Source organism: Pseudomonas sp. GW823-FHT02E01 (assembly GCF_058797535.1).
On record NZ_JBXAJS010000011.1, the window covers coordinates 62,688 to 75,441 of the forward strand.

Sequence of the window (12,754 nt, forward strand, 5' to 3'; positions counted from 1 at the left end):
CCGTTCGACGCAGTCGAACTCATTGCATGTAGGTCGAAGCGAAGCCGACCGGAGGGCAATGCCCCCGGATGAATACCGCAGCGAAGGAACCCCGAGCCTAAGCGAGGGGCCGTACTGAAGGAATGGATATGTACACCCTCAAAAAACACTCCAACTGACACAAAGTCTTCGCGAGCAGGCTCGCTCCTACAGTAAAACGGGCAAATCCAAAAAAACGGGTCGATTACCGCCCATAAAAAAATGCCCCGATCTCTCGACCGGGGCATTTCCATTCAACACAACTTAAACAGTCAAACCCAAACGCTTAGTGCGAAACAGCACCACTTGCACCCAGGCCAGTCTGCGAACGAACAAACTGCGGGAAGAACAACGCCCGCTCATTGTCAGCCGCAGTGGACTTGTCGGTAACCGAGAAGAACCAGATCCCGACAAAGGCAATCATCATCGAGAACAGCGCCGGGTACTCATACGGGAAGATAGCTTTCTCGTGATGCAGGATCTGCACCCAGATGGTCGGACCAAGCACCATCAGGCCCACGGCACTGACCAGCCCCATCCAGCCACCGATCATCGCACCGCGAGTGGTCAGCTTTTTCCAGTACATGGAAAGCAACAGCACCGGGAAGTTACAGCTCGCTGCGATGGAGAACGCCAGGCCCACCATGAACGCGATGTTCTGGCTTTCGAACAGAATACCCAGACCGATCGCCAACACCGCCAGCGCGATGGTGGTGATTTTCGAGACGCGAATCTCGTCCTTCTCGTTGGCCTTGCCCTTCTTGATCACGCTGGCATACAGGTCGTGGGACACCGCCGAAGCACCGGCCAGGGTCAGGCCGGCAACCACTGCCAGAATGGTCGCAAACGCTACTGCCGAGATGAAGCCCAGGAAGATACTGCCGCCAACCGCGTTGGCCAGGTGCACCGCCGCCATGTTGTTACCGCCCAGCAAGGCGCCAGCAGCGTCTTTGAAAGCCGGGTTGGTGCTGACCAGCAGGATCGCGCCGAAGCCGATGATGAAGGTCAGGATGTAGAAGTAGCCAATGAAACCGGTTGCGTACAACACGCTCTTGCGAGCTTCCTTTGCGTCACTCACGGTGAAGAAGCGCATCAGGATGTGTGGCAGGCCAGCGGTACCGAACATCAGCGCCAGACCGAGGGAGAACGCCGAGATCGGATCTTTCACCAGGCCGCCAGGGCTCATGATCGCATCAGCTTTCGGGTGGACCTTGATCGCCTCGGAGAACAGCATGTTGAAGTCGAAGTTGACGTGCTTCATCACCATCAGCGCCATGAAGGAAGCGCCGGACAGCAGCAGGACAGCCTTGATGATTTGCACCCAGGTGGTCGCCAGCATGCCGCCGAACAACACGTAAAGGCACATCAGAATACCGACCAGGATCACCGCAACGTGGTAATCGAGACCGAACAGCAGTTGAATCAGCTTGCCGGCACCGACCATTTGCGCGATCAGGTAGAACGCCACCACCACCAGCGAACCGCAAGCGGACAGCGAGCGGATCTGGGTTTGCCCCAGGCGATAGGACGCCACGTCGGCAAAGGTGTATTTGCCCAGGTTACGCAGACGCTCGGCGATCAGGAACAGAATGATCGGCCAGCCCACCAGGAAGCCGATCGAGTAGATCAGGCCGTCGTAGCCAGAGGTGAACACCAGCGCGGAAATACCCAGGAAGGACGCAGCCGACATGTAGTCACCGGCAATCGCCAGGCCGTTCTGGAAACCGGTGATCTTGCCGCCAGCGGCGTAGTAGTCGGCTGCCGAATTATTACGCTTGGAAGCCCAGTAGGTGATGCACAGGGTGGCACCGACGAAGGCGACAAACATCACGATCGCGGACACGTTAAGCGGCTGCTTCTGCACGGCACCGGTCAGGGCGTCAGCCGCCCAGGCGCCAGGTGCGAAAGCTGCGATGCTCAAAAGAGCCATTAGACGGCGGATCATTGCTGAGCCTCCTTGAGAATCGCATTGTTCAGGTCGTCGAACTCGCCGTTGGCGCGTCGTACGTAGATACCGGTCAGGATGAAAGCCGAAATGATCAGCCCGATACCGATCGGTATGCCCCAGGTAATCGAGGACTCAGGGCTGATTTTCGCCCCCAGCACCTGCGGCCCGTAGGCAATCAGAAGGATGAATCCGGAGTAAAGCCCTAGCATGATCGCCGAAAGAATCCAGGCGAATCGTTCCCTCTTGCTAACCAGCTCCTTGAAGCGCGGGCTGTTTTGAATCGAGAGGTAAATGCTGTCGTTCATTGTTTTTATCCTCGCAGCACAGATTTAGTTGGAACGGTATCCACTCTATGCGGCTGCGGGGCAGGTTCCAGACGACCTTAGTCTTAGAACCCCATGACGTATTCGCCAATTGCAGGAGCGAGCTGGCTCGCGATGAATTTGAAGGCGCCGCACTTTTTCAGACAGCACGCGTTAACGTTCACGCCCATCGTGAGCAAGCTCACTCCTACAGAAAAGCAAAGGGCCGCTTGGCATAAGTTTGCCAAGCGACCCTGGAAGATGCTGACCAGACGCGTCAGCTCAAATTATTTGGTCCAGTCAGCCACACGCTCAGGGTGTTTGGCGATCCAATCCTTCGCCGCGGCTTCAGGTTTGGCACCATCCTGAATCGCCAACATCACCTGGCCGATTTCATCCTTGGATTCCCACTGGAAGTTCTTCAGGAACTTGGCCACTTCCGGCGCCTTGGCTTCCAGGCCCTTGCTGCCGATGCTGTTCACGGTTTCAGCCGCGCCGTACACGCCTTTCGGGTCTTCGAGGAAGCGCAGTTTCCACTTGGCGAACATCCAGTGCGGTACCCAGCCGGTGACCGCGATGGATTCGTTTTTCTTCTCGGCACGGGTCAGCTCGGCGATCATGCCGGCGCCGGAACTGGCCTTGAGTTGATAACCGGTCAGGTCGTAGTCCTTGATCGCCTGATCGGTCTTGAGCATCACGCCTGAACCGGCGTCGATGCCGACGATGCGGTTCTTGAAGGTGTCGTCGGTCTTGAGGTCGTCAATGGACTTGGCCTTGACGTACTCCGGCACGATCAGGCCGATTTTCGCGTCCTTGAAGTTCGGGCCGTAGTCGACGACCTGATCCTTGTTCTTCGTCCAGTACTCACCGTGGGTCACCGGCAGCCAGGCCGACAGCATGGCGTCGAGTTTGCCGGTGGCCACGCCCTGCCACATGATCCCGGTAGCGACGGCTTGCAGCTTCACGTCATAACCGAGTTTCTGCCTGATCACTTCAGCCGCCACGTTGGTCGTGGCGACACTGTCCGACCAACCGTCGACATAACCGAGCGTCACGTCCTTGCCGGCGGCGCTCGCCACGGCCGAACTGATCGCCAGCACCAAAGCCGCACCTGCGCCCAAGAGTCGTCGCATCTTCATCGTTACTTCCCCGAAAGTGCTGCGCTCGACGGATGCCGAGTCGCTTAAACGTATTGTTATGGTGCACAGCGCCCCCATCACGCCCACCGCAAACTCGTTCGAACATCAGCGGAGTACTGACACTTGCGATAATCAACCTGACGCTCATGGCGACCTGCTCTGCCAGCGACCTCAAGCCATCGAGAAACGACATCAGAAAGCCATTAATCCTCAGCGCAACTGCCCCCCCTGCCAATCCGCTCGAACTTTGCATGTCAAAATCATGCAGGCCACCAAGCACGCGGTAAATGCAGGTAACATGCGCCGCTTTGCTCCCACACGGCCTGACCATGTCCGCGACATCCCGCTTTCCTTTCGCTGCTTATCTATTCGCTTGCCTGCTGGGGCTGTTTGCCCTCGGTGGCTTCTGGTACGGCCTCGGCAAACCGGTGGCTTTACCGGACGTCGCCAGCGCGACGCACAAGCTGCAATGCGCCTCCTACACGCCGTTCGACAAGGATCAATCGCCGTTCGACCAGCCATTCAAATTGCGTCCGGAGCGCATGGACGCCGACCTCGCGCTGCTGGCGACCCGTTTCGAATGCATCCGCACCTATTCCATGACCGGCCTCGAAGCCCTGCCGGACCTGGCGCGCAAGCATGGCTTGAAGCTGATGATCGGTGCCTGGGTCAACAGCAACCCGGTGGACACCGAGAAAGAAGTCGACCTGCTGATCGCCTCGGCCAATGCCAACCCGGATGTGGTGAGCGCAGTGATCGTCGGCAACGAAACCCTGCTGCGCAAGGAAGTCACTGGCGCACAATTGGCGAAGCTGATCAACAAGGTCAAGAGCCAGGTCAAACAGCCTGTCACCTACGCCGACGTCTGGGAGTTCTGGCTCAAGCATCCGGAAATTGCCCCCGCCGTGGACTTCCTGACCATTCACTTGCTGCCCTACTGGGAAGATGATCCGTCGAACATCGACGCAGCCCTGCAGCATGTGGCCGATGTACGCCAGGTGTTCGGCAACAAATTCGCGCCCAAGGATGTGCTGATCGGCGAAACCGGCTGGCCAAGCGAAGGTCGCCAGCGCGAAACGGCCCTGCCGAGCCGGGTCAACGAAGCCAAGTTCATTCGCGGCTTTGTCGCCATGGCCGAGCAACAGGGTTGGCACTACAACCTGATCGAAGCCTTCGACCAGCCCTGGAAACGCGCCAGTGAAGGTGCGGTCGGTGGATACTGGGGCTTGTTCGACGCCGATCGCCAGGACAAGGGCGTGCTGGCGGGGCCCGTGACAAACGTACCGTACTGGTCGCAGTGGCTGGCGGTGGGCGGCTTGATCTTCATCGGCACCTTGCTGCTCGGCGGTCGGGTCCGCACGACGCGGTCGGCACTGGTGCTGCCCCTGCTCGGTGCCTTGGCTGCGTGTTCGATTGGCGCCTGGGGCGACCTGGCACGGGTGACCACGCGTTTCACCAGTGAATGGCTATGGGTCGGATTGCTGACCGCCCTGAATATGCTGGTGCTGGCTCATGCCGCGCTGACATTGAGCCCTCGCAACGGTTGGCGTGGGCGAGCTTTCAACCTGCTTGAGCGCCGAGCTGGCTGGCTGGTTGCAACGACAGGTTTCGCAGCAGCCGTGATGATGCTGGAACTGGTGCTCGATCCGCGTTATCGCAGCTTCCCGAGTGTCGCGTTCATCGTGCCGGCACTGGTCTATCTGTGCCGCCCGGTGAACGTGCCGCGCCGCGAGATTGCGCTGCTGACCTTCATCATCGGTGCCGGCATTGCACCGCAGCTCTACCGTGAAGGTTTGCAGAACCAGCAGGCCGGGGGTTGGGCGCTGGTGAGTGTGTTGATCGTGGCTGCGTTGTGGCGCTGCTTGCGGGTTCGCAAGGTTTAACTCTTTAGCGACCTGACTGAGCTCATCGCGAGCGGGCTTGCTCGCGAAGACGGACTTTTAAGCGCTGCGAGAAGCCCTGACCAACCGCAACCCCGCAATCACCACCGCAAACACTGCCAGCGTGGTGTTGTACAACGCCAGTGCCGGAAAACCGAACACCAGCGCCAGCACCGCCAGCCACCAGCCTGCCCGCCCCGGCACGACAAAGCCGATGATCGCCGCACCCAGCGCAGCCCAGCCCAACACCCCGAAATGAATCATAAGCCCCAGGTTCGAACGTACCAGGCATTCCCAACGATTCGCTTCATCCACACAAATGCCAACCCACTGCGCATCCTCCATGAAGCCATAGCGCGCGCCATAACTGGCGGCCAGCCATAAAGGCAGCAAAACAAGCAGCAGAATCACGGGCAAGCGGCGAGACATGAAACACTCCAATTGGCGAAAAGCGGCGGCCAGCTTAATCGCCCTTAAGCGTTTCGCAAGCGATAACAACTGTTAACTGGTCTTTCAATCGCTGCAAAGTGTATCGTCCAGCTACTATTACTTCGAAATTAAGCCTGTTTGGTGCCGAGGGTTGGCACTTTGGCGCAAATCTGGTGGTCATAGCCTGCGAAATTCATTCGGCACCTTCCTCTAAGGGATTTAGTCATGCTCCGTTCCTTGCGCTTCGCTGCCCTGTTTGGCGGCCTTATATTGAGTGCGTCCGCACTGGCGGCCGACATTGACGCCGCCAGCTATGGCTACCCCCTGACCAACCCGTTCGAGGCGACCATCGCGACCACACCGCCGGACCTGCGTCCGGAGTTACCCCTGGACGAAGACATCGATCAGACGGTGCGCAGTGTCACCTTGCGTCCGGAACGGGCGTTCGAATTGCCGAACAACTTCTGGGCGGTCAAGACGCTCGACTACCGCATTGCCACACAGGATCACGCCGCACCGCTGATGTTCCTGATCGCCGGCACCGGCGCGCGCTATGACAGCACCCTGAACGAATACCTGAAAAAGCTCTATTACAAAGCCGGCTACCACGTGGTGCAGTTGTCATCGCCCACCAGCTATGACTTCATGAGTGCCGCCTCACGCTTCGCCACGCCGGGTGTTTCCAAGGAAGACGCCGAAGATCTGTACCGGGTGATGCAGGCCGTACGGGCACAGAATCCGAAAGTGCCGGTCACCGATTACTACCTGACCGGGTACAGCCTGGGTGCACTGGATGCCGCTTTCGTCTCTCACCTGGACGAAACCCGCCGCAGCTTCAACTTCAAGAAAGTCCTGCTGCTCAACCCGCCGGTCAACCTCTACACCTCGATCACCAACCTCGACAAGCTGGTCCAGACCGAGGTCAAGGGCATCAACACCAGCACCACATTCTATGAACTGGTACTGGACAAGCTCACCCGCTACTTCCAGCAGAAGGGCTACATCGACCTCAATGACGCCCTGCTCTACGACTTCCAGCAGTCCAAGCAGCACCTGACCAACGAGCAGATGGCCATGTTGATCGGCACCTCGTTCCGCTTTTCGGCGGCCGACATCGCCTTCACTTCGGACCTGGTCAACCGTCGCGGCCTGATCACCCCACCCAAGTTCCCGATCACCGAGGGCACCAGCCTCACGCCATTCCTCAAGCGTGCGCTGCAATGCGACTTCGACTGCTACATCACCGAACAAGTGATCCCGATGTGGCGCGCCCGCACCGACGGCGGCAGCCTGCTGCAACTGATCGACCAGGTGAGCCTGTATGCACTGAAGGACTACCTGCACGAAAGCCCGAAAATCGCGGTCATGCACAACGCCGATGACGTAATCCTCGGTCCTGGCGACCTGGGCTTCCTGCGCAAGACCTTCGGTGATCGCCTGACCGTTTACCCGTATGGCGGCCACTGCGGCAACATTAACTACCGCGTCAACAGCGACGCCATGCTGGAGTTTTTCCGTGGCTAAATATCTCCTGCTTTTCGCAGCGTTACTCTGTGCAGGCGTCGCCAATGCCGACAACAGCAAAGCCAATGCCCCCGTGGTCGTCGACAGCGATGGCTTCAAGGAGCCGCTGAGCAAACTCAAATTCAACCCGGGCCTGGATCAGCGCGAGTTCGAGCGTTCGACGCTCAACGCGCTGGCCGTCTACGATCCGCTGGAAGAGTGGAACCGGCGCGTCTATCACTTCAACTACCGCTTCGACCAATGGGTGTTCCTGCCGGTGGTCAATGGTTACCGCTACGTTACCCCGAGCTTCCTGCGCACCGGTGTCAGCAACTTCTTCAACAACCTCGGCGATGTGCCGAACCTGATGAACAGCCTGCTGCAACTCAAGGGCCAGCGCTCACTGGAAACCACCGGGCGACTGCTGCTCAACACCACCATCGGCATCGCCGGCCTGTGGGACCCGGCCACCGCCATGGGCCTGCCGCGTCAGAGCGAAGACTTCGGCCAGACTTTAGGCTTCTACGGCGTGCCGGGCGGCGCTTATTTCGTCCTGCCGATCCTCGGTCCGTCGAACCTGCGTGACACCGGCGGCCTGCTGGTGGATTACTCGGCCGAGAATGCGATCAACTTCCTCAACGTGGCCGAAGTCAGCTCCAACCATCCGGAAGTCGTGATCCTGCGCGGCATCGACAAGCGCCACCAGACCGGCTTCCGCTATGGTCAGATGAACTCGCCATTCGAGTACGAAAAAGTGCGTTACGTGTACACCGAAGCGCGTAAGTTGCAGGTTGCCGAGTAAACAAGCCCCCCAAAAAACACTGTGGGAGCGAGCTTGCTCGCGATGAGGCCGTTACATTCAACATTGATGTTGACTGTTACACCGCCATCGCGAGCAAGCTCGCTCCCACAGTTGTTATGTACTGCAGATAAATCCTCTATTCGCGCTTCAGCCTTTCAGGACTTTCCAGATCTTGCCGGCAGCCATCACCCCAACCAACACCAACGCCCCCGCCACAATCCCCGCTACCCCATTGAGCAACGTCGGTACGATAAACCCGGCACCACCCGCCCCCGCGCTGACACTTTCGATCCAGTGATGCACCACCGGCACGCCGTGGGTCAGGATGCCGCCGCCGACCAGGAACATCGCCGCGGTGCCGATCACCGACAGGCTTTTCATCATGTACGGAGCCGCACGCAAAATCCCGCCACCGATGCTCTTGGCCATCTGACCAGGCTTCTGGGTCAGCCAGAGCCCCAGATCATCGAGTTTGACGATACCCGCTACCAACCCGTAGACACCGACAGTCATGACGATGGCGATCCCCGACAGCACGACGACTTGCTGGGTCAGCGCCGACTCGGCGACGACGCCGAGGGTGATGGCGATGATTTCGGCCGAGAGAATGAAGTCGGTACGGATCGCGCCCTTGATCTTGTCCTTTTCAAACGCCACCAGATCCACCGCCGGGTCTGCCACAGCTTCGACCAATTCGGCATGTTCAGCCTGATCTTCAGCCTTGCTGTGCAGGAACTTGTGGGCGAGCTTCTCAAACCCTTCAAAGCACAGATAGGCACCGCCGACCATCAACAGCGGTGTGACCAGCCACGGAATGAACGCACTGATCGCCAGCGCCGACGGCACCAGGATCAGTTTATTGATGAACGAACCCTTGGCGACCGCCCAGACCACCGGGATTTCCCGTTCGGCACGCACGCCACTGACTTGCTGAGCATTGAGCGCCAGGTCGTCACCGAGTACGCCGGCCGTTTTCTTGGCGGCCATTTGGGTCATCAAGGACACGTCATCCAGCACGGTCGCGATGTCGTCGATCAGCACCAGCAAACTGCTTCCTGCCATGAATCAGGTTTCCTTCTGCAATGAATGCGCAGCAGCATAGCGCGACATAAGAGCCTACGGTGCATTCTTGAGCGCCGCGCGAGGCCGGTGATACCATGCGCAACCGCCAGAACAGGCAAGGAATCACCCGGTTTATGAGCACTATCCGCGAGCGCAACAAACAACTGATCCTGCGTGCCGCCAGTGAGGAATTCGCCGACAAAGGCTTCGCTGCGACCAAAACCAGCGACATCGCAGCCAAGGCGGGATTGCCAAAGCCCAACGTCTACTACTACTTCAAGTCCAAGGAAAACCTCTACCGCGAGGTTCTGGAAAGCATCATCGAGCCCATCCTGCAGGCCTCGACACCGTTCAATCCGGACGGCGAGCCCGGTGAAGTGCTCAGCGGCTACATTCGCTCGAAAATCCGCATCTCCCGCGACCTGCCTTTCGCCTCCAAAGTGTTCGCCAGCGAAATCATGCACGGCGCCCCCCACCTGAGCAGCGATCTGGTCGAGCAGCTCAATGGCCAGGCCAAACACAACATCGAGTGCATCCAGACCTGGATCGACCGCGGGCAAATCGCCCCCATCGATCCCAACCACCTGATGTTCAGCATCTGGGCCGCGACCCAGACCTACGCCGACTTCGACTGGCAAATCACCGCCATCACCGGCAAGACCAAGCTGGATGACGTGGACTATGAAGCGGCGGCGCAGACGATTATCCGGTTGGTGCTCAAAGGGTGTGAGCCGGACTGATAGCGGCCCTGGATCAATGCCGACTCGGCAGTCCATGAAAACTGCCGGTCGGGATTGCATGTTTGCGCCCTCTAAACCTTCGGCAGCGGATTCAACGCCACGGCTGCCTTGGGTTTTCTGAAGAAGATCCAGTAGACAACCGTGAGGATCAGCAGGAAAGGCACACCGAATACCAAGGTCATTTTGAATGCATCGGTGAAGTAGGTGGTGATCATCACCGCGCCCATCAGCAGCAGCCCCAACAGCGTGGTGTACGGGAACAGGCGCATGCGGAAGGACAGTTTCCGTTCGCCGTTGCGCTCGTGGTAGCGACGGAAGCAGTAGTGGGTCAGGAAGATCATGAACCAGGTGAAGATCGCGCCGAACATCGAGATCGCCATCATCAAGGTGAAGGAGCTTTCCGGGTACAACACGTTGAGCAAGGTCGCCAGGGCAATGCCGGAGCTCGACAGCAACAAGGCATTCAGCGGGATTCCGGTCTTGCTCAACACCCCCATGGACTTGGGTGCATAACCGCCGCGGGACAGGCTGAACATCATGCGGGTGGTGATGTAGAGCTGACTGTTCATCGCCGACAACGCCGCAATCAGGATCACGAAGTTCATCACGCCGGTTGCGCCGGGAATACCAATGGTCTGCATGACGGTGACGAACGGGCTCTGCGCTTGACCGGCCTGGACCCACGGCACAATCGCCAGCATCAGGGCCAGGGTCAGCAGGTAGAACACCACCAGCCGCACGATGGTCGCGCGAAAGGCCTTCTTCACCGCCCGCTCCGGGTCCTGCGCCTCACCGGCGGCCACCGCGATCATTTCCACGCTCAGATAGCTGAAGATCGAGACGATCACCGCAATCCACATGCCTTGCAGACCATTGGGAAAGAAGCCGCCGTGGGCCGTGTAGTTGTGCATGCCGTAATCCGGGTTGCCGGAACCGTACACCACATACACCGCGAGGATGATGAAGCCGACAATCGCACCGATCTTGATGGTCGAGAACCAGTACTCGAAGGTGCCGAAGGTTTTCACGCTGATGGCATTGAGCACGATCAGCATGCTCGAGAACGAAACAATCCAGATCCATTCAGGCACGTTGGCGAACCAGTACTTCATGTACATCGCCACCGCCGTCACTTCCGTGCCCACTGCCAGCACAATCGCCGCCCAATAGGCATAGCGCACCAGGAACCCGGCCAATGGGCTGACATAGAATTCGGCATAGGCACCGAACGAGCCTGAGGTCGAATGGGCCACGGTCATTTCCGCCAGACAGCCCATCAACAGCAGGGTGATGATCGCGCCAATGGCGTAGCTGAGCAGCACGCTGGGCCCGGCATAACCGATGGCGTAGGCACTGCCCATGAACAGCCCGGTGCCAATCGCGCCGCCAATGGCGATCATGCTCATCTGACCCGAGGTGAGCTGGCGCCTGAGGCCCTGCTCACGCTTGGAGATGTTTTCAAAACCGGTGTTATCGGTCATTTATCTGTCCTCTGAATATTGTCTTTCTTGAAGAGAGCAAGTCGTTGGGATTGCCGTTGGGGATCAGCCACGAATCAGAAGATATTCAGCGGATACTCGACGATCACCCGGACTTCATTGTTGTCGGTGGTGTCCGCCCGGGCGACCTGGCCGGTGGAACGCACACTGGCCTGACGCACACGTATCGACAGGTCCCTGGCCTTGCCCTCCTGCACCACGTAGCGCGCTTCAAGGTCGCGCTCCCAGCGCTTGCCATCGCTGCCGTAACGTCCATAGGCACCATTGGGGCCGCCGTCGTAGTGGCTGTCGTCGATATGGTCACCGCTCACATAGCGCGACATGAAACTCAGGCCGGGCAAGCCGAAAGGCGCCATGTCCAGGTCATAACGCAGCTGCCAGGAACGTTCATTGGGCGCGTTGAAGTCGAGGATCTGTACCGAGTTGGCAAGGAATATCGAGGTGCCCGGCTGTTGATCGAAGCCGAGATAATCGAACGGCTCATCGCCATCGACCTGTTGGTAGGCCAGGGTCACGCGGTGCGCACCCACCTTGTAAGCGGCGGCCAGCGACCAGGTGGTGTTGTCGATCTTGCCGGCCAGGCTCTGGCCAGAGTCGTTGGTGCGATAGAGGTTGAAATCCAGGTTCAGCGACTGGTTTTCGCTCAGGGCATAGCTGTAGTTGGCATTGGCGTAGTACTGCCGCCAGATATCAGCGAACTGCGAACCGTACAGGCTGACGCTCAACTGATCGTTCAGGGCATAGCTGCCGCCCAGATAATCGACACTACGGGTTTCCACCCCGGCATACAGCGCCTTGAGGGCGCCATCGTCGTTGGTCGACGCACTGTCATTGCCCGAGGTGAAGTGCCCGGCATCGAGTTGCAGTCCTTTCAACTCGCTGCTGGTCAGCTGGAAACCATTGGCGTAGGTGGTGAACAGGCGCGCCGAGCCGGTGCCGAACACCGGGTTGAGCGGTGTCAGGTTGCCGTATTTGAGTTCGGTCTTCGAGATCCGCGCCTTGAGTGCACCACCCGCTTCGGAATACTCATCCTCGGCGCGTCCATCGGAATCGACCGGCAATAAACCGGTGCCGGTACGGCCCCTGCCGCTGTCGAGCTTGAGTCCCAACTGCGCGTAGGCGTCGACTCCGAAGCCCACAGTGCCCTGGGTATAGCCGGAACGGTAATCGAGCATGAGCCCGTGGGCCCATTCCTCCCGATAGTTCTGACCGCCGGGGTTGTTAAGGTTGTTTCGGTAAAAATAGAAATTGCGATTGGTCAGGGTCAGGCTGCTGTCTTCAACGAATCCATTGTCGGGTGCGGCATAGGCCACTTGGCCGAGACAGCTGGTAATGGCGAGCGGCAAGGCGGGCCAAAGGGACGGTTTCATTCTGCGTGCTCCTTATTATTGTGTTTTCACAGAACTGCTTATCGGAGGCGACCGAAGCCCTG

Annotated in this window: 11 protein-coding genes; 4 read left to right on the forward strand and 7 right to left on the reverse strand. The window is 58.9% G+C overall.

Annotated features, from left to right (window positions below):
• Positions 1 to 304 precede the first annotated feature (304 nt).
• The 3 genes from AC1RDQ_RS23770 to AC1RDQ_RS23780 form a co-directional block, all read right to left on the reverse strand.
• Positions 305 to 1,963, reverse strand: a complete 1,659-nt coding sequence (locus AC1RDQ_RS23770; protein ID WP_057715831.1) for a cation acetate symporter — start codon at positions 1,961 to 1,963, stop codon at positions 305 to 307.
• Entirely contained in the window at positions 1,960 to 2,271 is a 312-nt protein-coding gene (locus AC1RDQ_RS23775) for a DUF485 domain-containing protein (protein WP_057715832.1), read from the reverse strand. The genes AC1RDQ_RS23770 and AC1RDQ_RS23775 overlap by 4 nt, the downstream gene beginning before the upstream one ends.
• 284 nt (positions 2,272 to 2,555) lie before the next feature.
• Complete coding sequence (locus tag AC1RDQ_RS23780; protein ID WP_057715833.1) at positions 2,556 to 3,407, reverse strand: glycine betaine ABC transporter substrate-binding protein; 852 nt, start codon at positions 3,405 to 3,407, stop codon at positions 2,556 to 2,558.
• A 287-nt stretch (positions 3,408 to 3,694) separates the two neighbouring features.
• On the opposite strand from AC1RDQ_RS23780, the gene AC1RDQ_RS23785 reads away from it, so the two are divergent.
• The gene (locus AC1RDQ_RS23785; RefSeq protein ID WP_492588297.1) at positions 3,695 to 5,290 is read left to right on the forward strand and encodes a glycoside hydrolase family 17 protein; all 1,596 of its coding nucleotides are present in this window, start codon (positions 3,695 to 3,697) and stop codon (positions 5,288 to 5,290) included.
• 57 nt (positions 5,291 to 5,347) lie between these two features.
• Here AC1RDQ_RS23785 and AC1RDQ_RS23790 read toward each other — a convergent pair whose 3' ends face one another.
• A complete protein-coding gene (locus AC1RDQ_RS23790; protein ID WP_057715835.1) occupies positions 5,348 to 5,716 on the reverse strand; it encodes a hypothetical protein in 369 nt (122 codons plus the stop codon).
• A 225-nt stretch (positions 5,717 to 5,941) separates the two neighbouring features.
• Here AC1RDQ_RS23790 and AC1RDQ_RS23795 point away from each other — a divergent pair, with 225 nt between their 5' ends.
• Both AC1RDQ_RS23795 and AC1RDQ_RS23800 read left to right on the forward strand, forming a co-directional pair.
• The gene (locus AC1RDQ_RS23795) at positions 5,942 to 7,240 is read left to right on the forward strand and encodes a serine/threonine protein kinase (protein WP_057715836.1); all 1,299 of its coding nucleotides are present in this window, start codon (positions 5,942 to 5,944) and stop codon (positions 7,238 to 7,240) included.
• Positions 7,233 to 8,021, forward strand: a complete 789-nt coding sequence (locus tag AC1RDQ_RS23800) for an MlaA family lipoprotein (protein ID WP_057715837.1) — start codon at positions 7,233 to 7,235, stop codon at positions 8,019 to 8,021. The genes AC1RDQ_RS23795 and AC1RDQ_RS23800 overlap by 8 nt, the downstream gene beginning before the upstream one ends.
• 147 nt (positions 8,022 to 8,168) lie before the next feature.
• On the opposite strand, the gene AC1RDQ_RS23805 is transcribed toward AC1RDQ_RS23800, so the two are convergent.
• Positions 8,169 to 9,083: a DUF808 domain-containing protein gene (locus AC1RDQ_RS23805; RefSeq protein WP_349735934.1), complete on the reverse strand. Its 915-nt coding sequence runs from the start codon at positions 9,081 to 9,083 to the stop codon at positions 8,169 to 8,171.
• 134 nt (positions 9,084 to 9,217) lie between these two features.
• Between AC1RDQ_RS23805 and AC1RDQ_RS23810 the strand changes: the two genes are divergently transcribed.
• Positions 9,218 to 9,823, forward strand: a complete 606-nt coding sequence (locus tag AC1RDQ_RS23810; RefSeq protein ID WP_057715839.1) for a TetR/AcrR family transcriptional regulator — start codon at positions 9,218 to 9,220, stop codon at positions 9,821 to 9,823.
• Positions 9,824 to 9,894: 71 nt separating this feature from the next.
• Here AC1RDQ_RS23810 and AC1RDQ_RS23815 read toward each other — a convergent pair whose 3' ends face one another.
• Together AC1RDQ_RS23815 and AC1RDQ_RS23820 are read right to left on the reverse strand one after the other, a co-directional pair.
• Entirely contained in the window at positions 9,895 to 11,304 is a 1,410-nt protein-coding gene (locus AC1RDQ_RS23815; protein WP_057715840.1) for an amino acid permease, read from the reverse strand.
• A gap of 74 nt (positions 11,305 to 11,378) precedes the next feature.
• The gene (locus AC1RDQ_RS23820; protein ID WP_492588299.1) at positions 11,379 to 12,692 is read right to left on the reverse strand and encodes an OprD family porin; all 1,314 of its coding nucleotides are present in this window, start codon (positions 12,690 to 12,692) and stop codon (positions 11,379 to 11,381) included.
• Positions 12,693 to 12,754 lie beyond the last annotated feature (62 nt).

Excerpts from the sequence above, each read along its gene's own strand:
- AC1RDQ_RS23790 (WP_057715835.1), bottom strand. The coding sequence starts at position 5,716 with ATGTCTCGCCGCTTGCCCGTGATTCTGCTGCTTGTTTTGCTGCCTTTA.
- AC1RDQ_RS23775 (WP_057715832.1), bottom strand. The coding sequence starts at position 2,271 with ATGAACGACAGCATTTACCTCTCGATTCAAAACAGCCCGCGCTTCAAG.
- AC1RDQ_RS23785 (WP_492588297.1), top strand. The coding sequence starts at position 3,695 with ATGCAGGTAACATGCGCCGCTTTGCTCCCACACGGCCTGACCATGTCC.
- AC1RDQ_RS23805 (WP_349735934.1), bottom strand. The coding sequence starts at position 9,083 with ATGGCAGGAAGCAGTTTGCTGGTGCTGATCGACGACATCGCGACCGTG.
- AC1RDQ_RS23795 (WP_057715836.1), top strand. The coding sequence starts at position 5,942 with ATGCTCCGTTCCTTGCGCTTCGCTGCCCTGTTTGGCGGCCTTATATTG.
- AC1RDQ_RS23780 (WP_057715833.1), bottom strand. The coding sequence starts at position 3,407 with ATGAAGATGCGACGACTCTTGGGCGCAGGTGCGGCTTTGGTGCTGGCG.
- AC1RDQ_RS23770 (WP_057715831.1), bottom strand. The coding sequence starts at position 1,963 with ATGATCCGCCGTCTAATGGCTCTTTTGAGCATCGCAGCTTTCGCACCT.
- AC1RDQ_RS23815 (WP_057715840.1), bottom strand. The coding sequence starts at position 11,304 with ATGACCGATAACACCGGTTTTGAAAACATCTCCAAGCGTGAGCAGGGC.
- AC1RDQ_RS23810 (WP_057715839.1), top strand. The coding sequence starts at position 9,218 with ATGAGCACTATCCGCGAGCGCAACAAACAACTGATCCTGCGTGCCGCC.
- AC1RDQ_RS23820 (WP_492588299.1), bottom strand. The coding sequence starts at position 12,692 with ATGAAACCGTCCCTTTGGCCCGCCTTGCCGCTCGCCATTACCAGCTGT.